Source organism: Shewanella oncorhynchi (assembly GCF_030848765.1).
In the GTDB taxonomy this organism is placed as follows: domain Bacteria; phylum Pseudomonadota; class Gammaproteobacteria; order Enterobacterales; family Shewanellaceae; genus Shewanella; species Shewanella oncorhynchi.
Window position 1 is genome coordinate 1,103,537 of the sequence record NZ_CP132914.1, and the last position, 23,724, is coordinate 1,127,260.

Below are 23,724 nucleotides of genomic sequence, written 5' to 3' on the forward strand. Positions count from 1 at the left end.
TATCGCTTCCGAAGTCCTCGCTTTACATCCATATAAAGCACTCCAGTTTGGCAATTCCTGCCTCTCGCTCATAAGCGCGAAAATCACTGATTTTCATTCGCCTTGCGGCAACTCCGAGGGGATGGTGTCTTCTTTAGACTCTGATGTTATAGGTAAATTATTTAGGAATTAAAGTTATGCCTGCCCGAATTTTAGCGCGACTATTAAAAATAGAGTTACTGCTTCTTTTATCTGCCACTTAGCAACTTCTATTTTATCAATTAAGATAAGTTGCATGGTGCTCCTTAAAGCTAACGTTTGGTTAAGGGGCGTTTTTTGCCCGTCCGAGTGAGTTTAGCTAACGGTTTTAACCGATTGTTAGGCTTCTTTCCGAGCACTCAGGTGCTCCTCTATCTGAGAAACAAGATGCGTGCACTGTTTTACTAATTCGATGATCTCATTCGACTCAATCTGATGCTGATTTCCATCTTTATCGAAGCCATTCCTATGTATGCAATCATGTCTGATGAGGATTGCTTTGAAAAGCCACGCGATATTACCAAAATCAATGTCGAGTACAGAAAAGTACATCGGCTTTATTTTCTTTAAATCGTGAAAGATAAGATCCTTAAGGTAGCGTGCAACTAGGAATTTCAAGTCTTCCCACTGTGTGAAAATTTCCTTTAATGAAAACTGTCTCTTTGCAAGCTCAGGATCCGTTTCCACCAACCTTCTGATTAGTAAGTCAGAATTCACAACTGTTGAGATAAAGCTGCTTGCGAGATAGGCCTCAATTGCAGTTACTACTTGTGCGAAAAGTATGTTATTGAGCGTTGCTTTATGCTCTTGGTGATGTTGATAGCGAAGTAGTGCAATAACGTCAGTAGAAACCTTTCTATAGATATCAAGTTGTTGCGTACTTTCAATTTCTGCTGTGACTTCTTCTTGTCCAAAATGGTCGAGAATATCAAATGTTAAATCAATAATATTAGGGATAAAAATATCTGTTTCTGACATTCTGGATACTATATGAGCATCATATTCTTGGCCACAACCATCACAAATAAATGTTTTCCAATACTCGCGAAGACTTTCTTCGTCTGTAGCTGCTGAAATATCTGGGCCATCGCAATACACAACTTCATCAAGAAACGCACTGCATTTGCAGGAAAAGGTTATATCTAATTCCATATGTGAGCCTAACAGCTTATTGAACGGCAAGCTCGATAAAGTCTGCCGTTTAAGTTATTGATTAATATCATCCTATATTTTATTTCTCTTTGATGTAAAGCAAATTGATTATTTTTAAACGCCAAATCAAACCGAGGTTGTGTGTTAAACAGAAAGTTGGGAAATACTTGTTTTAAATTCTTTCATGCGACAGTCCATGTTGAAGTGGCCGGAATACACCTATTCCCTGCGAAGTTGTCGAGATGCGGAGATAAAAATGCCGTGGCGACATCATGGATGATGGCTCAGGCTCGGGGGCACATGGATGTGCCATCTGAGCCGTTAGGCGATTTTTGTTGGAGTATGAGACCTTGCTGTTATTAATGAATGAGCAATGCATGTAACTTCGCTAGGGTGAGTGCTGCGTAGCAGCGTTTCGAACGAGAGTCTGGAATGGTGAACAGGCAGTTAGACATGGAGGTTCTTCGTCATGGAGCATCCAAGGAGGATATAACGAGCAGTCCTCCTTGGTCGATTTCTTAATAAAAAATCAGGGGTGAAGCGCCACGACGTTGATGTAGATTTTGACTTTGATTCGAAAATCCAAACGAAGTTTGGAAACCTAAGAGGTTACTCTTCTGAAACAGTAAATGCGGCTTCGGCTTTCTCTAACTCTTGCTCGGTTTTCAGCTGAAACGCTTGTTGCTTTTTAAGTTTGGCTTCTTCTTCAAGTGCGGCTTCTCTTTGTTTAAATTCGTGTCTCTCTGGTTTAGTCAGAAACTTAAACGCGAGCTTGTTGCCTAGTACGTAGGCGACCACGTCTTCACCTTTTGTACGGCGTTCATCGACGCGTTGTGAAAAACGGGCGTTATCGCGGGCTTTACGTTCTTCGGCATTTAACTTACTCATAATCTGTTCTCCTCATTTAGTTAATCACGGTAGTGTTCCACTACGTTCAGTTAAACAAATGAGTTGTGTTGCACATTCATAAAGCTGATTGGGCGGGATTCTACCATAAGCGCTCACGAAAGCTGTGGGATTAAAATCTACCATCCCATCACCTGCGTTAACTTTGCGCACATAAGAAAGATGCGGCTAGAGTCACTTTTAAGATAAACCACGAACACCGAAGCGACAGCTTGCGTAAAAGCCGAAACAACATTGGTATTCAAAGGCAACTCTCAGTAAACTTTCGCTCCCATGTTTTGATCCGGTGTTGTGATGACCTTTCCCGAGCTTTCTTCTTCCCCTGAGTCGTTAACTTTTGCTGAGCTTGGCTTAAATTCGGCGCTACTTAAGGCCTTGCCTGCAAGTCTTAAACATCCGACAAAGGTGCAGCAATTGGCGATTCCGGCCATTCTTGCAGGACGGGATTTGTTAGCCTTAGCACAAACCGGTAGCGGGAAAACCTTAGCTTTTGGTTTGCCACTCCTACAACAAATTTTGTTGCAACAGCAAACACAGTTGCAGGGCACAAAGTCTGTACAGCCTCCAAATGCACTGGCGTTAGTGCTGGTGCCTACACGGGAATTAGCGCTGCAAGTGACTGAGGCGCTGCAAACCGTGGCTGGTCAATTATCGACTCCGTTGAACATTCAGCTTCTGTGTGGCGGGGTCGCATTGGAAGACCAATTGGCCGAACTCACTGCCAAGCCGCAGGTGTTAGTGGCAACCCCTGGGCGTTTACTGGATTTATGTAAACAATCTCACATCAGCCTCGATTCGATAAAACATCTCGTGCTTGATGAAGCTGACCGCCTGCTGGAAATGGGGTTTTGGCCTGATGTGCAAAAGCTGATGGCGTTTATGCCTAAGCTTAAGCAAACCTCGTTGTTTTCTGCCACCTTGCCCGAGGCTTTGGATACATTAACCGAAAAACTGCTGGTGAATGAGCCGCTGCGGGTCGAAGCCCACAAAGTGAATTCTGTAGCTGGTGAAATCGAAGAACAGCTTTATTTAGTCAACAAGGGCAGTAAAGCGCCGGTATTGATTGCGCTGTTAAAACAATATCAATGGCCGCAGGTGCTTGTGTTTATCAGCGCCCGTGATGATGCCGATGCCGTCGCTAAACGGCTCGCCAAAGCGGGGATGAAAGTCGCCGCGCTACACGGTGAAAAAGAGCAAACCGTTCGCAGCCAAACCTTGGCCGACTTTAAAGCCAATCGGATCCAAGTATTAGTGGCGACAGATTTGATGGCGCGCGGCATTCATGTTGATGCCTTGCCTGTGGTCATTAATTTGGATTTGCCCATGAGCGCGCCTGTGTATGTGCACCGCATTGGCCGCACCGCCCGCGCTGGCGAAAAAGGGCTGGCGATTTCCCTCGTGTGCCACGGTGAAATGGCAACTTTAACGGCGATCCGCAGTTTAACCGCGCGGGAGTTACCGCTGGCATTATTGGCTGAGTTTCCGGTAACGGATAAGCCGAGTGAAAAAATCACTGATGGCGCCACTGAGATCCAAGTTGAGCGTAAGCGACCACCACGGGATAAGCAGGCGAATCGCCGTAGCATCAATAAGCACAGCGCCAAAGAGTTTAAAGGTAAGCGCTGAGCTTGAAGCTATTCATAGCGTTCAAGTTTGGCGTGCCACAATCACTAAACAGATAACAGAATAAAGCGCATTGGCCGCTGTTATCACTTTCGCTCTGGGTGTAACTTAGTGACTTATTTACATTAAGGAGCTAAGTCATGGGATCGACATTGGCGTTAAGCAAAGCACTTCATAAAGTGGTGAATAACGGTTTAACGACCGAGCACTTTGTACTTAGGCCATTCCAGCGAGCGGATCTTGAGGCTTTTACCGCCTATCGAGCCGACCCTAAGGTCGCCAAATATCAAAGCTGGACAGATTACAGCTATAGCGATGCACTCGCGTTGTTCGAGAAGATGGATTATGCACAATTTGGTGCGGTTGATACTTGGTTTCAGCTTGCGATTGTCAGTGGCGCGTCGGGAACTACACCAACCCAATTAGTTGGCGATCTGGCGCTGCACTTTATTGATGAGCAGCAGGTAGAAATTGGCTTTACGATTGCGCCTGAACATCAAGGTAAACATATTGCTTTTGAGGCCGTCAGCGCATTGCTGGATTACCTCTTTATTGAATTGCATAAGCATAGAGTTATTGCCCTCACCGATGCACAAAATCTTGCCTGCTGTCGCTTACTCGAAAAACTCCGCTTTAGGCGCGAAGCCCATTATGTGAAAAACATCTTCTTTAAAGGCGCGTGGGGCGATGAGTTCGTCTATGCCTTGTTAAAGGAGGAGTATTAATTCCTTTTAGGTGCAAAGTATCGCTAACGCGCGCCGCCAGTGTTTCTCTATTTGGCTTATCTTGTCTATCTCAGTAAAATCTTTCCATTAGTTGAGCCCGTGTTGGCTCAAAGATCTTCACGCCCGTCATAGGATTTAAGGAGTGCCACATGAAATCAATGCGTTTAGGCTTAGTGGGGATGGCGGTCGCGCTCGGATTATCGGCCTGTGCGACCACGCAATCGCCAACGGGGCGAGGGCAGACCTTGTTGTATTCAGCGGCGCAAATGCAGCAGATGGGCGATTCCTCCTTCGAGGAAATGAAAAAACAGCAAAAAGTGAGTAGTGATAAAAAGCTGACACAATACGTCAATTGTGTCGCTAATCGTATTACCGCAGTGCTGCCGGACCAAACCCAGCGCTGGGATGTGGTTTTGTTTGACTCTGAACAAGTTAACGCTTTTGCTCTGCCGGGTGGGCATATTGGGGTTTATACCGGATTGCTTAAGGTCGCTAAGGGGCCAGATCAGCTTGCTACTGTGCTCGGTCACGAAGTCGCGCATGTGTTGGCGCAACATGGTAACGAGCAGGTTTCCCGTGGACAGTTAACGGGCGTTGGAATGCAGATTGCCGATGCAGCGCTAGGGGCGAGTGGTGTGTCGAATCGCGACTTATATATGTCGGCATTGGGACTCGGTGCTCAGGTAGGGGTTATTCTGCCCTTTGGCCGCGCACAAGAGAGCGAAGCCGATATTATGGGCGTAGAGCTAATGGCTCGAGCGGGTTTCAATCCGGCTCAGAGTGTTGAGTTATGGCAGAATATGTCGAAGGTGGGCGGTAGCCAAGGGCCGGAATTATTATCGACCCATCCATCGAACAGTAATCGTATCGCTCAGCTACAACAATTGCAGGCACAGATGCAGCCACTTTATGCCAGTGCTAAAGCGCAGGTGAAGAATCAATGTGTGGCGCCGAAATAAGCTGAAGTCTATTTAAGATCTAAGTGCCCGTTTGGTGAGTGTTCGCTGTCGTTTGCGCAGAGATACGTGTCCTTAACCTATTTATGCTTTTGGATAAATACGCAATAAGTGTGTAAAAAAGCCTCCTTAGTTAAATAAGCAGTCAGTTTATCAGCATAGCTCGCTGAACTATGGTAAACTGGCGCGCAAAATTCCACTGATAATTGAGAGTCGTTAATTATGTCTGATAAATTCAGTACTGTTGAACAGCAAGCAAGCTACGGTGTAGGCCGTCAAATGGGTGAGCAACTGGCCGCCAATTCTTTTGATGGTGTGGATATTCCAGCCGTTCAAGCGGGTTTAGCCGATGCGTTTGCCGGTTTAGAAAGTGCTGTGTCTATGCAAGATCTGCAAGTTGCTTTCACTGAAATTAGCGGTCGTATTCAAGCTGCTCAAGAGCAAGCTGCTGCTGCTGCGTCTGCTGAAGGCGATGCCTTTTTAGCTGAAAATGCTAAGCGTGATGGCGTGACTGTGACTGACTCTGGTCTGCAGTTCGAAGTATTAGTCCAAGGTGACGGTGCTACTCCAACTTACGAAGATACTGTTCGTACTCACTACCATGGTTCTTTCATCAATGGTGATGTGTTTGACAGCTCTGTAGTTCGTGGCCAACCTGCTGAGTTTCCAGTTTCTGGCGTTATCGCTGGCTGGACTGAAGCACTGCAACTGATGCCAGTAGGCACTAAGTTGAAATTATTTGTGCCACATCACTTAGCTTACGGTGAGCGCGGCGCGGGGGCATCGATTCCTCCTTATTCAACTTTGGTATTCGAAGTTGAATTATTAGATATCATCTAATATTGAAAAAACGCCTAAGCCTGTCTTAGGCGTTTTCTTATGGAATACAAAGAAAGATTGAGGAGATTGAAATGAGTGGACAAGTGAGAGTGGCAATCGTCGGTGCCGGTGGTCGTATGGGACGCACTCTTATTGAAGCGGCCTACAATCACGACCATATTTTACTGGGTGCCGCCATTGAGCGTGCAGGCTCAAGTTTAGTGGGTGTGGATGCGGGTGAGTTAGCTGGTGTGGGTAAATTAAACGTCATGATCATGGATTCGCTCGATTATGCGACCGATGATTTTGATGTGTTGATCGATTTTACCGCGCCAGATGCCAGTATTGTCCATTTAGATTGGTGTGTTCGCCATAAGAAAGCCATGGTGATTGGCACAACGGGTTTCAATCATGCTCAAAAAGAACAGATCAATGCCTTTGCCGAGCAAACGCCGGTCGTGATGGCGCCGAATATGTCTGTGGGTGTCAATTTGATGTGGAAATTACTCGAACTGGCTGCCGAAGTCATGGGTGATTACACGGATATCGAAATTATCGAAGGCCACCACAGACACAAAAAAGATGCACCGTCGGGTACAGCCCTGAAAATGGGTGAAGTGATTGCTAAGACCTTAGGTCGCGATCTTGAAAAATGTGCCGTATATGGCCGCGAAGGGATCACGGGTGAACGTGACCGTGAAACTATCGGTTTTGCGACTATTCGTGCCGGTGATCTCGTTGGTGAACATACGGCCATGTTTGCCGATATCGGTGAGCGTTTAGAGATCACCCATAAAGCTTCGAGTCGTATGACCTTTGCTAATGGTGCTATGCGTGCCGCTCACTGGCTCGTGGAGCAAAAGCCGGGCTTGTATGATATGCAGCAGGTTTTAGGTTTGCATTAATATTAAAAACGCCGATATGGCGTTTTTTTTTGCACCCAGTTACCAGTGGGTGGACGGTTTCGCGTTTTTACTGTAAACTCGCTGGAATTTGTCAAAATTTCGTAAATTAGCGGAAATTGGTATCTTAACATAACATAAAAACATTATATTTCAGTGGCTTGGCTCTTTATGGAGGTCGCGTTGACAAAGTCTGCCTTACTCGTACTCGAAGATGGAACTGTATTCTCTGGCACAGCAATTGGTGCCGATGGTCTCTCTGTTGGTGAAGTTGTTTTTAACACTTCCATGACAGGATACCAAGAAATTTTAACTGATCCATCCTACTCACGCCAGATTGTAACATTAACCTACCCACACATAGGCAACACTGGTACCAATGATGAAGATATTGAATCCGATGGGGTTCACGCTTGTGGTCTTATCATTCGTGATCTTCCGCTCATCGCAAGTAGTTTCCGTAATCAACAAAGCTTAAGTGATTATCTCAAAGCGAACAATGTCGTTGGCATAGCAGATATCGATACCCGCAAGTTAACTCGTATTCTCCGTGAAAAAGGTGCTCAAGCCGGTTGTATTATGGCAGGTGCAGACTTAGACGAAGCAAAAGCGCTCGCCGCTGCCAAAGCTTTTCCCGGTTTAAAAGGCATGGATCTCGCTAAAGAAGTCACGACTAAAACTGCCTATCCATGGCGTAAAGGTAGCTGGCGTTTAGTGGGCGGCTTACCAGAAGATACGCCAGCAAATGAGCTTAAATACAAAGTAGTAGCCTACGACTACGGCGTTAAGCAAAACATTCTGCGTATGTTAGTGGACCGCGGTTGCGACGTCACCGTAGTGCCTGCTAAAACTTCAGCTGCCGAAGTGTTAGCGATGAATCCCGATGGTGTGTTCCTTTCGAACGGCCCCGGCGATCCAGAGCCATGCGATTACGCGATTGAAGCGATTCAACAAATTCTGAAAACCGACACGCCGATTTTCGGTATCTGTTTAGGTCATCAGCTACTCGCGCTGGCCTCAGGTGCAAAAACCTTGAAGATGAAGTTTGGTCACCATGGTGCAAACCACCCAGTGAGCAATATCGAGAAAGGTAATGTGATGATCACCAGCCAAAACCATGGTTTTGCTGCCGATGAAACGACCTTACCTTCCAACATTAAGGTGACGCATAAGTCGCTGTTTGATGGTTCACTCCAAGGTATCCATCTCACGGACAAGCCCGCGTTCAGCTTCCAAGGTCACCCTGAAGCGAGCCCAGGCCCTAACGATGCCGCCCCGTTGTTCGATCACTTTATCGAGCTAATCGACATATACCGTCAGAACGCCAAGTAGTACGCTAGCTAGGAGAAGAGAGAAGCAATGCCAAAACGTACAGATATAAAGAGTATTCTTATCCTAGGCGCCGGCCCAATCGTGATTGGTCAGGCATGTGAATTTGACTATTCTGGCGCACAAGCGTGTAAAGCGCTGCGTGAAGAAGGCTACCGTGTCATTCTGGTGAACTCTAACCCTGCCACCATTATGACTGATCCAGAAATGGCCGATGCTACTTATATCGAGCCGATTCACTGGGAAGTGGTCCGTAACATTATTGCTAAAGAACGCCCAGATGCGATTCTGCCAACCATGGGCGGCCAAACCGCACTGAACTGCGCATTAGAACTTGAAGCCAAAGGCGTACTGAAAGAATTTAACGTCGAGATGATTGGCGCGACTGCTGATGCTATCGATAAAGCTGAAGACCGAAGCCGCTTTGATAAAGCGATGAAAAGTATTGGTCTTGACTGTCCACGCGCGGGCATTGCCCACAATATGGAAGAAGCTTATGGCGTGCTCGATCAAGTGGGTTTCCCTTGCATTATCCGCCCATCCTTTACTATGGGTGGCTCAGGCGGCGGTATCGCTTACAACAGGGAAGAGTTCGAAGAGATCTGTTCACAGGGCTTAGAGTTATCGCCAACGAGTGAACTGCTGATCGACGAATCACTGATCGGTTGGAAAGAATACGAGATGGAAGTAGTCCGTGACCGCAACGATAACTGCATTATCGTCTGCGCCATCGAAAACTTCGATCCTATGGGTGTGCACACGGGCGACTCTATCACAGTTGCGCCAGCACAAACCCTGACTGATAAAGAATACCAAATCATGCGTAACGCCTCTATGGCCGTACTGCGTGAGATTGGTGTTGAGACGGGTGGTTCGAACGTACAGTTTGGTATCAATCCGAAAGATGGCCGTATGGTTATCATCGAGATGAACCCACGTGTATCGCGCTCTTCAGCATTAGCATCAAAAGCAACGGGTTTCCCGATTGCGAAAATCGCCGCTAAGTTAGCAGTTGGTTTCACCCTTGATGAGCTGATGAACGACATTACTGGCGGTCGCACGCCAGCGTCATTCGAGCCTGCTATCGATTACGTTGTGACTAAAGTGCCACGCTTTAACTTTGAAAAGTTTGCCGGCGCCAATGATCGCTTAACTACACAGATGAAATCTGTGGGTGAAGTGATGGCGATTGGCCGTACTTTCCAAGAGTCACTACAAAAAGCCTTACGTGGTTTAGAGGTTAGCCGTAACGGTCTAGATCCTGTCACAGACATGTCTAAACCTGAGGCGATGTCGCGTATTCGCCACGAGCTGAAAGAGCCTGGTTGCGACCGTATTTGGTACATAGCCGATGCGATGCGTGCGGGGCTGAGCTTAGATGAAATCTTTAAACTGACCAATATCGACCCTTGGTTCCTCGTGCAAATCGAAGAGCTGGTTCAGCTCGAAGGCGTTGTTGCTGAAGCGGGTCTGGCGGGTCTGGATATCGACTTACTGCGTAAGCTGAAACGTAAAGGTTTTGCCGATGCGCGTCTGGCCGATGTATTAGGCGTGAACGAAGCCGAAGTGCGTAAGCTGCGTGATAAGTTCGACCTGCACCCAGTCTATAAGCGTGTGGATACCTGTGCGGCAGAGTTTGCGACAGACACGGCTTACATGTACTCAACGTATGAAGAAGAATGTGAAGCTAACCCATCGACCCGTGACAAAATCATGGTGTTAGGTGGCGGGCCAAACCGTATCGGTCAAGGTATCGAGTTCGATTATTGCTGTGTACACGCGGCGTTAGCGCTACGTGAAGACGGTTATGAAACCATTATGGTGAACTGTAACCCTGAAACCGTTTCAACCGACTACGACACTTCAGACCGTTTGTACTTCGAACCCGTCACACTGGAAGACGTACTCGAAATCGTCCGTATCGAGAAGCCAAAAGGCGTTATCGTGCAGTACGGTGGTCAAACACCATTGAAATTGGCCCGTGCCTTAGAAGCCGCTGGCGTACCTGTCATTGGTACTAGCCCAGATGCAATCGACCGCGCCGAAGACCGTGAGCGTTTCCAGCAAGCGATTCAACGCTTAGAGATGAAGCAGCCTGAAAACGATACCGTGACTACGGTTGAAGGTGCTGTGATTGCCGCTGAGCGTATCGGTTATCCGCTAGTTGTGCGCCCATCCTATGTACTGGGCGGCCGCGCGATGGAAATCGTCTACGACAAGCAAGATTTGCTGCGTTACTTCAACGAAGCCGTGAGCGTATCGAACGCGTCACCAGTATTGCTCGATCGTTTCTTAGATGATGCGATTGAAGTGGATATCGATGCAGTATGTGACGGTGAAATCGTGGTGATTGGCGCGATTATGGAGCATATCGAACAAGCGGGTGTTCACTCAGGTGACTCAGGTTGTTCTTTACCTCCCTACACGCTAAGCCAAGAAATCCAAGATCGCATGCGCGTTCAAGTCGGCAAGTTGGCGATGGAACTCGGCGTTGTCGGTCTGATGAACGTACAGTTCGCCGTGAAAGATAACGAAATCTATATGATTGAAGTTAACCCACGTGCTGCCCGTACAGTGCCATTTGTGTCCAAAGCAACGGGTGTGCCTTTAGCTAAGATCGCCGCGCGTGTGATGGCGGGTCAAAGCTTAACATCGCAAAACTTCACTAAAGAAGTGATCCCACCTTTCTACTCAGTAAAAGAGGTGGTGTTGCCCTTTAACAAGTTCCCGGGTGTTGACCCACTGTTAGGCCCAGAAATGCGCTCTACTGGTGAAGTCATGGGCGTGGGCGATACGTTCGCCGAAGCCTATGCTAAGGCGCAGTTAGGTGCGACTTCTGAGGTGCCTAAGTCGGGTCGTGCATTATTGTCTGTGCGTAACAGCGATAAGAAACGCGTTGCCGATTTAGCGGCTAAGTTAATTGAGCTCGGTTACCAAATCGATGCGACTCATGGTACTGCGGTTATCCTAGGCGAAGCGGGTATCAATCCACGTTTAGTGAACAAGGTGCACGAAGGGCGTCCACACATTCTCGATCGCATTAAGAATGGTGAATACACTTATATCGTGAACACTACCGAAGGTCGCCAAGCGATTGAAGATTCTCGTCAATTGCGCCGCGGTGCACTGCGTTACAAAGTTAACTACACGACGACCATGAATGCTGCATTCGCCACTTGTATGGCCCATGCCGCCGATGACCGTACTAACGTGACGTCAGTACAAGAACTGCATCTGCGCGTACTGGCTAAATAAGCCATAGCGTTAATGCTGTTAATGTCGTTAATTAGAGGGCCGCATAACTTAGGTTATGCGGCCTTATTATTTCGTCAATTTTGAGCGCTTCGTTCATTTTATCTTCTACTTATGTTGCCTGAGAAAATTATGTCAGCGCCAGCCGATAGCCTTGCCAAAGTCGATACTTTTATTGCGCCGCCTTGCCTCGGGCAAATACGCGTGCTCTATCAAGATAGCGATATTCTACTGATTGATAAGCCGAGCGGATTATTGAGTTTGTCGGGAAAGAATCCGCTGAATCTCGACTCGGTGCATTATCGTTTAGTGCAGGATTTTCCGACGGCCACTTTGCTGCACAGGCTCGATTTTGGCACTTCCGGTATCATGCTGGTGGCGCTGAATAAAAGCGTGAATGGTTTGCTGACAAAACAGTTTCAGGCGCGCACGGTTGAAAAGTGTTATACCGCCTTGCTGCACGGGCATTTAGCCGCTGACAGCGGGGTGATTAATCTGCCGATCGCTAAAGATGTTGAGCATTTCCCACTGCAGAAGATCTGCCATAGCACAGGCAAAGTTGCGATCAGTGAATATCAGGTGCTGGAACGATTAACCGAACCTTTCGCCACGCGGGTCGAATTTATCCCTGTTTCTGGCCGAACCCATCAACTGCGGATCCACAGTCAGCAATTGGGTCACTCAATACTGGGGTGCGATCTCTACGGCGGCGTGGGTGAGTGCGTGACTGATAAGGCTGATGCAGATGAAGCTGATATCACTAATACGACGAGCAGCAGATTAATGCTGCATGCGACCTGCTTAGCGTTTAATCATCCTATCACGGGTGAGCGTATTGACTGGGTTTGTGAGTGTCCTTTCTAAGTGCTTTCTTAATAGTCATAAAACTCAGCATTCAGCACTCATCACTTAGCACGTAGAATTTAGAGCAATGGGTTTAGTTGCTAAACCCGATACGTTCGGTCTTCATTGGCGGCGCATCGTTGGGGAGCCAAGTATGGTAAATCGTTGCGAAGGTGCCATCTGCTTTTATCGCTTCTAGGCTGTTTTTCCACTGTTCGATCACATCATTGGGTGTGCCTTGTGAGAAGGCAATGTAAAGATGATTAGCACTAATCGTGAAGAGCGACTCTACATCATCAATGCTCGCGCCCGCATCCGACAGAATACTCGGCGCGGTGAGATTGGCATTACACCAAAGATCGACACGTTGCTTCATCAATTGTTTGGCACTCAATAAGGGCTCGGATGAGGCCGCAACATTCGTAAATCCCAGTTCGAGCAATAGGCGTTCTTCCACCGAGGCACGATAGACACCAATTGCCTTAGCTGTCTTTGCATCATTTATAGTGGTTATTTTTATACCGCTATTTTTTAAGGCATAAAAATTAGTCGTGCCGACAGCAACAGGCCCAATCATAGTAAACATTTGCTCCCTTTCTGCTGTGCGCGTCATAGTAAACAACACAGTATTAGGTTGCTCGGTCAGCATTTTCCAGCCGCGAGCCCAAGGTACGACCTTGATTGGATCTGGGTTCTTTATGCGCTTTTGAATTTCTTGTACTACCTGTACAGCTAAACCATCGGGTTTGCCATTGACAGAAAAGCTGATTGGTGACCATTCTTCGGTATAGATGTTGAGCGGCTGCGCGCGAAGAGAAACTGCGCTGCTAAGGGTGAGTGATAACAATAAACTTGTGACTAATTTCATTAATAACCCTAAAAATTAGAATGTTATAATTGAGTCTCACTGCTTGCTCTTGAAACGATTAAAGATGAAGGCTGTGTTTAAATCAAGTATAGCTAGGGGTTCATTTTCTAAGATTAAATTTACTATACCGTTTTGAACGATAAAAAAAGAGCGCGAGTATGGCGCTCTTAGGTAGGCTTATTTATGGGCGATAGCTTATCTTTCTGTGCCTGTATATCACGCTCGATATACATCTCGCATAAGGTTATCAATGCAATGCACAACACGCATACTGGCGTCTTCCATTGAGTGCAGTTGTTTGACCATCTCAGGCAAATTACCTTTTTGTCTCGCATTGAGCGCCGCTTTTCCTGCCTCGTGTACCGCTTTATGTGGTGCATCTAATGCTTTGAAATTACTTAAATGCTGATAATTCTCTGCACCAAATCCTTTGAAATACCATTGCCCTAGGCGGCACTCAGTGTGTGAGTTCACATTGTGGTTATGCTGTGGTTTTTCAATTAATTGATAAACACTACTTTTCCAGACTGCGTGGTCGAGCTTAGTGGTATTCAAGAATGACGCTGTGGCTGCGTTATGGATAACGTGCTGCATTTGTTTTGAGCGTTGCAGGACATCTTCAACGACTTGACCAATTTGGGTTGAGGAGGTGGCTACATCAACGGCACTGCTTTGATTGTTATGAACAATTTCTTTAATCTCAGCCGCTTGCGCGACGATTTGTTTCACGAGCTTTTCAATATGGCTACTGGCTTCATGGGCTTTGCTTGCAAGCTGGCGCACTTCATCGGCCACCACGGCAAACCCCCGTCCCGCTTCGCCTGCACGGGCGGCTTCAATGGCGGCATTCAATGCTAATAAGTTTGTTTGTTCTGAAATTCCTTGAATTGCCGCGACAAATTGATTGATTGAAGAGGTCGTAGCATCGAGTTCTGTGACAGCTTTCATGCTGTTCGATGCTTGATCATTAATATAAGTCGCTCTAGTGCCTAAATTGGCAATGGCCACACGGGTTTGATCAAAAACGTGATTGAGTTCAGACAGTGATTCTTTTTCCGCAGAGAGTAATTCGGCACTGCTGGCTAAGCCTTCGCGCACGGCATTAAGCATATCTCCGCCTAGGTTTTGGCAGGCGATCACTTCAGTGTAGTGGTCTGCATTTTGGCGCGACTGTTGCTGCATAGTCTCATTTTCACGGATCATGCCACGCAGTTCATCTACTTCATTTTGGTGTTGGCGTTCTAGTTGGATGAGTCGCTCTTTAAGCGCCTGGTTTTCAGCTTTGAGCTGGGAATTAAACCACATATAAAACCTCTCAAGTCGCTAGGACTATCACTATTGCTTATCGACTTACTGTGACTGGGCTCAGCGGTAAATACTGCAATGTTAATAAAAAGTAAAACGATTCAGGTATGGAAATATTAACTGATCTTTAAGCTTTATTCTTAATTTTTTTAAGGTTATTGAAGCTTTTATGCTTTGTCATAAATGGGTTAGTACTATCGAATGATAAGTGAACCACGCTAAGGTTAACTTAGCTTGGTTCACTTTGAGGTCTTAGGTCTTAGGTCTTAGGCCTATGGCATAGGTAAGTCGAGCACCACTGTGGCTATGCTGAAATACACGAGTACACCTATGATATCAGCGATGGAGGTGATGAGTGGCGCACTCGCGGCTGCAGGGTCCATCTTTAACTTGCTCAGCAAGAAGGGTAATGACATACCAATCAAGCTGCCAATAATCACCACAATTTGCATTGTGAGTGCCACAACTAGCGCGATTTCAGGTCCGCCGCGCCAAAATCCTAGCAAGGACACTGCAGCTGCCATGCTGGCTCCTAATAATCCGGCGACAAATAACTCGCGCCCTAGCATAGATAACCAATCCTTGAGAACCACTTCCCCTGTGGCTAGGCCGCGTACCATTAAGGTCGCCGATTGTGAGCCCGCATTGCCGCCGCTATCGATCAGCAGAGGTAGGAAGAAGACTAAAGAGACATAACTGGCAATGGTGTCTTCGAAGAAGGCGATCCCCGCTCCCGAGAAAATATTACCAAAAACCAAGATTACCAGCCAAACCACGCGCTTACGGTAAAGTAAGCCTATGCTGGCAGTCTTGAGGTTATGGTCAATATTGCCGATGGCCGCAGTTTTTGTGAACTCAAGATCCGCCTGTGAGCTGGCGATATCCATAGCATCATCATAGGTGACGATACCGACGAGCTGGCCTTTGCCATTGACTACTGGCAGCGCCATTAAGTCGTAATGGGCGATCATCTGCACCGCTTCTTCGCGAAAGGCATTGGCATCGAGCGCGACAGGGTCGGGTTTCATAAAGTCGACCACTCGCTCGTGCGGCTGCGCCAGCAATAACTGCCTTAAAGATACAGTTCCTATTAAGCGGCCTAACATATCCACCACATAGGTTTGATAAATCGTTTCTTTATCTGCCGCTTCAGTACGCAAAGTATCGATGGCTTCTGCCGCAGTATGGCGGCTATTCAGTAATGTGTAATCCGAGGTCATGACCGCGCCGACTTTAGCTTTATCATAGGCGGCGAGGGTGCGCATATCTTCCCGTTTGGCCAATGCTAGCGCAGGTAAAATGGCCGCTTGCTGGGTTTCATCGAGCAGATTATAGAGGTCGGCACGTTCATCTGCTGCCATGTGAACCAGCAGCGCAGATAGCGTAGTTTTATCTAATTGCTGTACTAAGCTGGCTTGCAATTCATCGGTCAGATAGCGAAACAAATTGGCGCAAACCTTAGGTGAGGCCAGTTGCAATAATAGGACTTGTTGAGCTTGATTAAAGACGTTAAATACGGCAGCAATATCGGCAGGGTGGCGTTTTTCGGCTAATTCAGCCATGGCGCTGGCACTGCGTTGCTCGATAATCATTTGCAGGTTATGGATGATTTTTTTAGTGTTGTTTGTGCTGTTATTCATGTTCATAGTTCATTCTCTCAACGATCTAGTGACCAAAGTAAAAGGTGATGTCTGCGCCAAGTTGCAGCGCGTTGCCACGAAGGGCATTGCCTAAGCTCAATTCGAGCTGTAGCTGTTGTTGTGGCGTGTGTTGATAAGCGAACTGATAGGTAGTCTCGCTCAATTCTTTTTGATAAATCTCGGCTATCACGCGATGGTGACTACTGAGTTCATACGCTGCCGCGATACCCACAAGTAATTGGGTTGATTGATTAAATTCATGGGTAAAACCTACATTGGTATAGAGACTGACATCAGAATCGCCTAAGGTTTTGCCAAAAATGCCGAAGACTTCGGTGGCTAATTCGTTACTGGCATCGAGGTTTTTCTGCAAGTTGATTACCAGTGTGCTGTGCCAATCATCCTGTTGCTGCTCTGAATCTGAGTGGGAGTTTACGTTGAGCGGTAGCTTAATGCCGACCTCTGCTTGCTCCTCACGAATATCGTCATTGGCATTGGACGCTAATCCTAAATGCCATTCCCATTGATTGCGGCTGCAAGTCGTGGCCGCGTTTAATTGTGGGCGAGCATGATCCGACCTAGGTTGTTGCCAGCCCATTTCTAATTCACAGCGCTCTGCGAGGACAGGATCATCCACTTCGAGATGGGATGCCGCCGCACTCATGCTGTAGTACAAGCTGATACTTGCACAGGATAAAGATCGCAAAATTGATGTGTTGTTTATGTAAGCCATATTTAGGCTCCTCAGATGTAAACCCATAGATGTAAATCCATAGGGAAAACGAAGTCCACTGAGGCAAAAAACTTGCTTTGAGATGCAATAAATACACATAACTGAACCCCAGCAAAATGCTGGAATTGCTAAAGCGCAGCCATAGGCTCAGGCTTATTGTCTGTGATTGATATTTTGGGGGAGGCTGAGTGAAGAATGGTTCACACTACTACCCTGCTTAGCAGGTAGCAGCAAATATTGCGGGCTAGTGCTAGGCGTTAAATCCTGTCTTTTGGACAGGGCATCTACTGTCGCTTATGTGTGTGCCCACAGTGGGTCTCCGCAATGATTAAAGTCGCCACATTCTAAGGGACTGAAATGTAAAGTCAACCGCACATGTTATTACATATGTTTTTGTTTGAATTTACACTTTAAGTAAAAGTTAATTTTATGATCATTCCTGGGCTTGCGTGATTTTGTTGGGGATGCTGGTGGTTTTGCGTGCTAATCATTGTTGTTTGATTGTTTATTTTTTGGCTGGTAGCGGTTGATTTTTGTTGTCGGATTTAACTCTGATATTGAATTGTGGTTTTTAACGGTATGACTTATCTCAGTAAGCTGTGTTTGAGTCGCCAGAGATGAGTTAACACTTTATCCATTGGGGGATTTGGCATTAGTGCACTTCGGGTATACCCTTGTCGTGCCTGCGGTGAGTCATTGTGCTCATTCAGATTAAGTCAGATTAAGTCAGATTAAGTCAGATTAAGATAGATTGCTGTATTCAGATTTTGGGGGATTAAGCTGTGGCACACAATATTGATGAGTTGGAATCAATGGCTGCACCTATCGATCATAAGTGCACCGCGAATATCAAGATCGCCAGTATCAATCTGTTTAACTTTATTGAGCCGCCTTTGGCTTACTATGATTTTGAAAATATCTATAGCCATGGGCAATGGCAGAAAAAGTGTCAGTGGTTGAGTGAGTTTCTCGCACATCGCCAGCCCGATATTGTGGGATTTCAAGAAGTGTTTAGCCCTGAACCGCTCAAACGAATCGCTCGCGAGCAAGGTCTAGGGTATTTTGCGGTCGTTGATGAGCCAACTCTTATCAGTGATTACATTTATCGCAGCCCTGTGGTCGCGCTTGCCTCCCGGTATCCCATAGTGGAAATCAGCAGTGTCGAACCTGATACGCGTTTAGTGGCAGCCATGGGATTATCGAGTGAATTTGCCTTTAGCCGTAAGGTGCTGCGCGCAACCGTTGAAGTGCCACATATCGGCAAGTGTGACTATTATGTGGTGCACTTTAAGTCAAAACGCGCCGGATTAGCACTTGAACCTAAGCTATTTGAACATCAGTCCCTTGAACATCAACCTCTCGAACATCAGCCACTTAGTTTAGATAATTTAGCGCCCGCAGCGAGCATGAAACTGCATTCAGAAACCCAATTACTCACAGAGCAAGCCTTAGGCCGCTGGGCATCTACCATGCAGCGCGGCGCAGAAGCAGCATTATTATTCAATGGCATATTGGTACGCAGGCAAGAATCTAAACATCCCGTTATCGTGATGGGGGACTTTAATGACAGTCTGACAATGGGCGCCTTAGATGCGTTAATGATACAGGGCGAGAGTATCCACAGTAATGACATTAAAGCCGCTGGCCTTGGGCATTTATCGGATGCGGCGTTAGCGGCGGTGTTTGCTCAGTATCAACTTAAGGATGCCTATGAGTTATTTATTGAAGCGAACTTGAGGGACAGTTTGACGGGTAATACCGCTTACCATAGGGAACACAGAGCGGCGACCCATTACTATGGCCCTAAAGGTTCAGTGCTGGATTATATTTTGCTTTCGAGTGAGTTTGATGCGAGCCATGGCCGCAGTTTAGCGCAAGTCGTAGATTATCAGACCTGCGATAGACACTTAATCAGACCTGAATATGAACGCGACGCCTACAGTACTGACCATGCGCCCGTCATTGTTGAGTTAGCGCTACGTAGCTAAGTTCTCGTGTTTACTGATTAATTCGTCTTATTTCAAATCATGTCAGTTGTCTTTACGGTTTTGTTAGCGTTGTTTCATTAACTATTCCAACATCATTTCGCATGAATATCATTCAGAATTAACCGTTAAAATAAGGTATGATCGGCCACCCGTGGATGATGATAAATAAGCGCTTCGGCGTGTTCGGTACTCGCACTTAGGTGGCATTGGGTATATCATCCGTTTCCCATTTTTAGACAGCAGCCCTTTTTTAGTGGCGGCCCTATTTTTAAAGGCAACTATGGCTATCAGAATCAAACTTAAACCCGGCCGCGAGAAGTCACTTGAGCGTCGCCATCCTTGGGTATTTTCCAATGCTATTCATAACATTAAGGGAAAACCTGAAGCGGGTGAGACAGTCGATGTGGTCGCGCATGATGGTCATTGGTTAGGTCGTGGTGCTTGGTCGCCTGAGTCGCAAATTCAAGTGCGGATTTGGACTTTCGATCGCGAAGAGGAAATTGATCGCGCGTTTTTTGCCAGACGTTTACAGCGGGCGCAAATCGGCCGTAACGATTTAATCCGCGAGCAAGGCTTAACAGGTTACCGTTTAGTGGCTGCTGAGTCCGATGGTTTACCTGGGATCACCATCGACAGATATGCCAATGTGCTGGTGTGCCAGTTACTGAGCACAGGTGCTGATTTATGGCGCGATACCTTAGTTGAGCTATTGGCTGAGCAATATCCTGATTGCGCTATTTATGAGCGTTCTGATGTGGATTCCCGTAAGAAAGAAGGCCTGCTGCCTGTTACGGGTTTACTGCACGGCACTCTGCCAGAAATGCCGGTGATTATCGAAGAGAACGGCATCAAGATCGCTGTCGATGTGATTAAAGGCCATAAAACAGGTTTCTATCTCGATCAACGTGATAACCGCGCCATTGCCGCCCGTTTTGTCAAAGATAAATCGGTATTGAACTGTTTTTGCTACACGGGGACTTTTGGTCTGTACGCTGCGAAAGCAGGTGCTGCCAGTATTGAAAACGTCGATGTGTCTTCTCTAGCCTTGGCGACAGCGCGCCTCAATATGCAAGTGAACGGTTTTAGTGATGACAATGTGCATTACAACGAAGCCGATGTGTTCAAGTTGTTGCGCCAGTACCGTGATGAAGGCAAAACCTTTGATGTGATTGTGCTCGACCCACCTAAGTTTGCCGATAACAAAGCGCAGTTAAACGGGGCTTGCCGTGGTTATAAAGACATCAACATGATTGCATTGCAGTTATTGAATCCAGGCGGCGTTTTATTGACCTTCTCTTGCTCAGGATTAATGCCTGCGGATCTGTTCCAAAAAATCGTGGCCGATGCCGCGCTCGATGCGAAACGTGAAATCCAGTTTATTGAACGCTTAAGCCAAGCGAGCGATCACCCTATCGGTAGCGCCTTCCCTGAAGGATTCTACTTAAAAGGTCTAGTCGCCAGAGCTTGGTAAGCCAAGCGTTTGATATCAGCTGTCTGCGATGGGCTGCTGAGTCAGATAACATTGAACCCTAAATAGAACCATAAAAAATGCCAGCCACTTTGAATAAAGTGGCTGGCATTTTTACAGCGTATTTTTTACTGTGCATTTTTACAATCAGCAGCCTTGTGACTGCGATGGATTCTTTAAACGCAGAACTTATTTGGCGGTAAAGGTTTTTACGCCATCAGGGGTGCCAACGAGTAACACATCCGCCCCGCGTTTGGCAAACAAACCGTTAGTCACTACACCGACTATCTCATTGATCTGACTTTCTAATTCTTTTGGATTAAGGATCTTAAGATTGTACACATCGAGGATCATGTTGCCGTTATCGGTAACAACGCCTTCACGGTACACAGGATCGCCGCCAAGTTTAACGAGTTGACGCGCCACATAAGAGCGTGCCATCGGAATGACTTCTACGGGTAGTGGAAATTCGCCTAGTATGTCGACTTGCTTAGTGTTATCCACGATACAGATAAACTTCTCAGCCACAGCCGCGACAATTTTCTCGCGAGTTAATGCCGCGCCGCCGCCTTTGATCATATCCATACGGTCGTTGATTTCATCGGCTCCGTCCACATAGACAGATAAACGATCGACGCTGTTTAAGTCATAAACGGGAATACCCAGCGCTTTCATTTTCTGAGTTGATGCCTCAGAGCTAGAGACTGCGCCTTCGATATCGGCTTTCATGGTCGCCAGTGCATCGATAAAGTGATTCACAGTCGAACCCGTACCAACACCAACAATGCTGTCTTTTTCAACGTACTTAAGTGCGGCCCAACCGGCAGCTTTTTTCATTTCATCTTGAGTCATGTTGACATCCTGTAACGGCAAATGAGTAAAAAATTCTGGGCTTAGTATACTCTTTTCCGATAAATAATGTGGCGCAATTCCACCGTGGGTGTGATCTAGATTGCTGGCATTTTCACATTAGCAAGCAGTCCCAATAACGTAAGTAACTTAAGCAGTTAAGTTGGAAAGCATTTCGCTATACGCAACTAATCTAACTAAGCTACTATGGCAAAAGCAGAATGGTTTATAGATGATTTGTAGAGGGATTTAGCATGGCAGGCGCGAGTTTATTAACCTTACTCGACGATATCGCATCGATTTTGGATGACGTAGCGGTAATGAGTAAAGTGGCGGCAAAGAAAACCGCGGGTGTATTGGGGGATGATTTAGCCCTCAATGCCCAGCAAGTGACGGGCGTAAGCGCCGATCGTGAATTACCTGTAGTGTGGGCGGTGGCCAAGGGATCATTCCGTAATAAGTTGATTTTAGTGCCAGCAGCAATGCTTATCAGTGCTTTTATTCCCTGGGCTGTCACCCCTTTATTAATGTTTGGTGGACTGTTTTTATGCTACGAAGGGTTTGAAAAACTGCATCACAGCTATAGCCATAGAAAAGGCCAGCAACAACACGAAACCCAAGTAGAGAATGAGTTACCTGAGATTAAAGATTTCGCCGCCTACGAGGCCGAAAAAGTCAAAGGGGCGATTCGTACCGACTTTGTGTTATCGGCGGAAATTATTGCCATTACCCTTGGTATCGTGGCGGACAAATCCCTATCGACACAGTTTTTTACGTTAGCTGTCATAGGGATCGTCATGACCATAGGCGTGTATGGCTTAGTGGCGGCGATTGTGAAAATGGATGATGCGGGTTTGTACTTGAGTCAACGTGAAGGTGCCTCTGTATTAACTCAAATGAACCGTAAATTAGGTTTTGGTTTATTGAGCGCAGCTCCCGTATTAATGAAAAGTTTAACGATTATTGGCACGGCAGCCATGTTTATGGTGGGTGGTGGGATTTTAACTCATGGCCTACACCTAGTCGGCGAGCAAATCCACCATGCTGAACAAGCGGTTGCTGCCATTAGTGTTGTTGGGCCTGTGTTTGCTGTGCTGACGCCAAGTATTCTTAATGGCTTATTTGGTGTCGTTGCTGGCGCTGTTGCACTTATTGCGATGACAGGAATACAGAAATTGCGTAGTTAACTAGCTGCGCGCATCAACCATCAAGGATGAGCACAATGAAGTTAATGAAGTACTGTGTCTCCCCGAGTAAGCTGGCTTGGTTACGTAAAGAGTTTGGCAAAGATGCCGATGGGTTAATGGCGGCAATGGATGCTGCTGGCACGGCTTATCTTGATAACCTCAATGCCTTGACCGAGCTGCAGAAAAGTGAGCGGGTATCGGCCGAGGCTGAAAATGCGATTAAAGCTAAAACTCAGCTTCAAGCGCAGCGTCAGTGGGCATATTTGTGGCTGCAGCAACGTATCGCTTTGACTACACGTATTGATGATATTGAACTTGCAGCGTTAGCTGTTTTTGAATTTCAACATGTCCGCATCGAGGTAGTTGAGCCGTCGGAGTTTAATACAGTATTAGCACTATTACAGGCTGAGCAAGTCTTAGGTTTTGATACTGAAACCCGTGCAAGCTTTGAGCGCGGCGTGCAACACCCCTTGAGTCTTATCCAAATCGCGACAGCGAATACCTGTTATTTATTTCAGCATGCCATTTTGGGAGAGCAATTCATCCAGTTAAAAGCCTTATTAGAAGATGAAACCATACTCAAAGTCGGGGTTGGTTTACGCAGTGATGCACACGCTCTCAGGCGGCAATGGGGCATTAATGTCGCCTCAACATTAGATTTAAATTGGGCACTGGCTCAACTTGGAGCGGAGAAGGAAATGGGGACGCGCCAATTAGTTGCGGCGCTTTTGGGTGCTCGTATCGACAAACCTAAAAAAGTCACCTTATCGAATTGGCAGCTCGTGCCTTTATCCAGTGCGCAAATTCATTATGCCGCAGCCGATGCCTTGGCCGCACTCAAATGCTTCAACGCGTTAATCACTCAACTGACACCCTTTTATCATGCATCAAGTGCCGTAAAAGCCGCATTATTAATTCCTTCAAGTTTGATAATGCCATTGGCGAAATATTTTAAGGATGCAGAATGAAACACAAAACCCAAGATGCCGCAAAAGTTAAAATCATGCCATTACATTCGGATGCGAGCTCGCAAGGCACCAGTACTTTAGGTTTGATTTATCGCGTACTTGGCATCTTGCTTCTGTTAAGTGTTATCACTTTTGGGATTAATGCTTGGGCATAGATAGCGGTATTGCCAGCAGTTGAAAATAAAGGAGAACA

20 protein-coding genes are annotated in these 23,724 nt (G+C 46.6%); 13 read left to right on the forward strand and 7 right to left on the reverse strand.

Translation table 11 applies throughout. The features are described from left to right. Window positions 1–357: 357 nt before the first annotated feature. A complete protein-coding gene (locus RA178_RS04965; protein ID WP_306684803.1) occupies window positions 358–1,170 on the reverse strand; it encodes a hypothetical protein in 813 nt (270 codons plus the stop codon). Window positions 1,171–1,779: 609 nt separating this feature from the next. Beyond that, complete coding sequence (locus tag RA178_RS04970) at window positions 1,780–2,058, reverse strand: DNA polymerase III subunit epsilon (RefSeq protein ID WP_263191184.1); 279 nt, start codon at window positions 2,056–2,058, stop codon at window positions 1,780–1,782. A 312-nt stretch (window positions 2,059–2,370) separates the two neighbouring features. Between RA178_RS04970 and RA178_RS04975 the strand changes: the two genes are divergently transcribed. The 8 genes from RA178_RS04975 (at window position 2,371) to RA178_RS05010 (ending at window position 12,546) form a co-directional block, all read left to right on the forward strand. Further along, on the forward strand, window positions 2,371–3,702 hold the full coding sequence (locus tag RA178_RS04975; RefSeq protein WP_306684804.1) for a DEAD/DEAH box helicase: 1,332 nt from the start codon (window positions 2,371–2,373) through the stop codon (window positions 3,700–3,702). A 137-nt stretch (window positions 3,703–3,839) separates the two neighbouring features. Then, window positions 3,840–4,424, forward strand: a complete 585-nt coding sequence (locus RA178_RS04980; RefSeq protein ID WP_306684805.1) for a GNAT family N-acetyltransferase — start codon at window positions 3,840–3,842, stop codon at window positions 4,422–4,424. 149 nt (window positions 4,425–4,573) lie between these two features. Further along, window positions 4,574–5,383 (forward strand): M48 family metallopeptidase, encoded by an 810-nt coding sequence (locus RA178_RS04985; protein WP_028759303.1) that lies wholly within the window; start codon window positions 4,574–4,576, stop codon window positions 5,381–5,383. A gap of 219 nt (window positions 5,384–5,602) precedes the next feature. Next, the gene (gene bamJ, locus RA178_RS04990) at window positions 5,603–6,220 is read left to right on the forward strand and encodes a BamJ family beta-barrel-assembly machinery protein (RefSeq protein ID WP_006083907.1); all 618 of its coding nucleotides are present in this window, start codon (window positions 5,603–5,605) and stop codon (window positions 6,218–6,220) included. A 71-nt stretch (window positions 6,221–6,291) separates the two neighbouring features. Then, entirely contained in the window at window positions 6,292–7,104 is an 813-nt protein-coding gene (gene dapB / locus RA178_RS04995; protein ID WP_105251661.1) for a 4-hydroxy-tetrahydrodipicolinate reductase, read from the forward strand. 168 nt (window positions 7,105–7,272) lie between these two features. Further along, on the forward strand, window positions 7,273–8,433 hold the full coding sequence (carA, locus tag RA178_RS05000; RefSeq protein WP_263197289.1) for a glutamine-hydrolyzing carbamoyl-phosphate synthase small subunit: 1,161 nt from the start codon (window positions 7,273–7,275) through the stop codon (window positions 8,431–8,433). Between the two features lie 27 nt (window positions 8,434–8,460). Next, the gene (carB, locus tag RA178_RS05005) at window positions 8,461–11,685 is read left to right on the forward strand and encodes a carbamoyl-phosphate synthase large subunit (protein WP_168822749.1); all 3,225 of its coding nucleotides are present in this window, start codon (window positions 8,461–8,463) and stop codon (window positions 11,683–11,685) included. Between the two features lie 129 nt (window positions 11,686–11,814). After that, entirely contained in the window at window positions 11,815–12,546 is a 732-nt protein-coding gene (locus tag RA178_RS05010; protein ID WP_263202232.1) for an RluA family pseudouridine synthase, read from the forward strand. 73 nt (window positions 12,547–12,619) lie between these two features. Here the strand turns inward: RA178_RS05010 and RA178_RS05015 are convergent, their stop codons facing one another. From RA178_RS05015 to RA178_RS05030, 4 genes are all read right to left on the reverse strand, one after another. Continuing rightward, the gene (locus tag RA178_RS05015) at window positions 12,620–13,393 is read right to left on the reverse strand and encodes a substrate-binding periplasmic protein (RefSeq protein ID WP_306684809.1); all 774 of its coding nucleotides are present in this window, start codon (window positions 13,391–13,393) and stop codon (window positions 12,620–12,622) included. 216 nt (window positions 13,394–13,609) lie between these two features. After that, a complete protein-coding gene (locus tag RA178_RS05020) occupies window positions 13,610–14,698 on the reverse strand; it encodes a methyl-accepting chemotaxis protein (protein WP_263172711.1) in 1,089 nt (362 codons plus the stop codon). Between the two features lie 272 nt (window positions 14,699–14,970). Then, a complete protein-coding gene (mgtE, locus tag RA178_RS05025; RefSeq protein ID WP_105251666.1) occupies window positions 14,971–16,344 on the reverse strand; it encodes a magnesium transporter in 1,374 nt (457 codons plus the stop codon). 19 nt (window positions 16,345–16,363) lie between these two features. Beyond that, on the reverse strand, window positions 16,364–17,071 hold the full coding sequence (locus tag RA178_RS05030; RefSeq protein WP_306684810.1) for a hypothetical protein: 708 nt from the start codon (window positions 17,069–17,071) through the stop codon (window positions 16,364–16,366). Window positions 17,072–17,853: 782 nt separating this feature from the next. Between RA178_RS05030 and RA178_RS05035 the strand changes: the two genes are divergently transcribed. Both RA178_RS05035 and RA178_RS05040 read left to right on the forward strand, forming a co-directional pair. Then, window positions 17,854–19,059 (forward strand): endonuclease/exonuclease/phosphatase family protein, encoded by a 1,206-nt coding sequence (locus tag RA178_RS05035; protein ID WP_028761508.1) that lies wholly within the window; start codon window positions 17,854–17,856, stop codon window positions 19,057–19,059. Window positions 19,060–19,339: 280 nt separating this feature from the next. Beyond that, window positions 19,340–20,530 carry a class I SAM-dependent rRNA methyltransferase gene (locus RA178_RS05040; RefSeq protein ID WP_306684811.1) on the forward strand — a complete coding sequence of 397 codons (1,191 nt, stop codon included), beginning with the start codon at window positions 19,340–19,342 and terminating at the stop codon, window positions 20,528–20,530. 186 nt (window positions 20,531–20,716) lie between these two features. Here RA178_RS05040 and rpiA read toward each other — a convergent pair whose 3' ends face one another. Continuing rightward, the gene (gene rpiA / locus RA178_RS05045; protein ID WP_306684812.1) at window positions 20,717–21,379 is read right to left on the reverse strand and encodes a ribose-5-phosphate isomerase RpiA; all 663 of its coding nucleotides are present in this window, start codon (window positions 21,377–21,379) and stop codon (window positions 20,717–20,719) included. 251 nt (window positions 21,380–21,630) lie between these two features. On the opposite strand from rpiA, the gene RA178_RS05050 reads away from it, so the two are divergent. From RA178_RS05050 to RA178_RS05060, 3 genes are read left to right on the forward strand one after another with little or no spacing between them, the layout of a single operon-like run. Then, window positions 21,631–22,563: a DUF808 domain-containing protein gene (locus RA178_RS05050; RefSeq protein WP_306684813.1), complete on the forward strand. Its 933-nt coding sequence runs from the start codon at window positions 21,631–21,633 to the stop codon at window positions 22,561–22,563. A 35-nt stretch (window positions 22,564–22,598) separates the two neighbouring features. Further along, window positions 22,599–23,531, forward strand: a complete 933-nt coding sequence (locus RA178_RS05055) for a 3'-5' exonuclease (protein WP_306684814.1) — start codon at window positions 22,599–22,601, stop codon at window positions 23,529–23,531. Then, window positions 23,528–23,686: a hypothetical protein gene (locus tag RA178_RS05060; protein WP_219251175.1), complete on the forward strand. Its 159-nt coding sequence runs from the start codon at window positions 23,528–23,530 to the stop codon at window positions 23,684–23,686. Before RA178_RS05055 ends, RA178_RS05060 begins: the two co-directional genes overlap by 4 nt. Window positions 23,687–23,724: the final 38 nt, after the last annotated feature.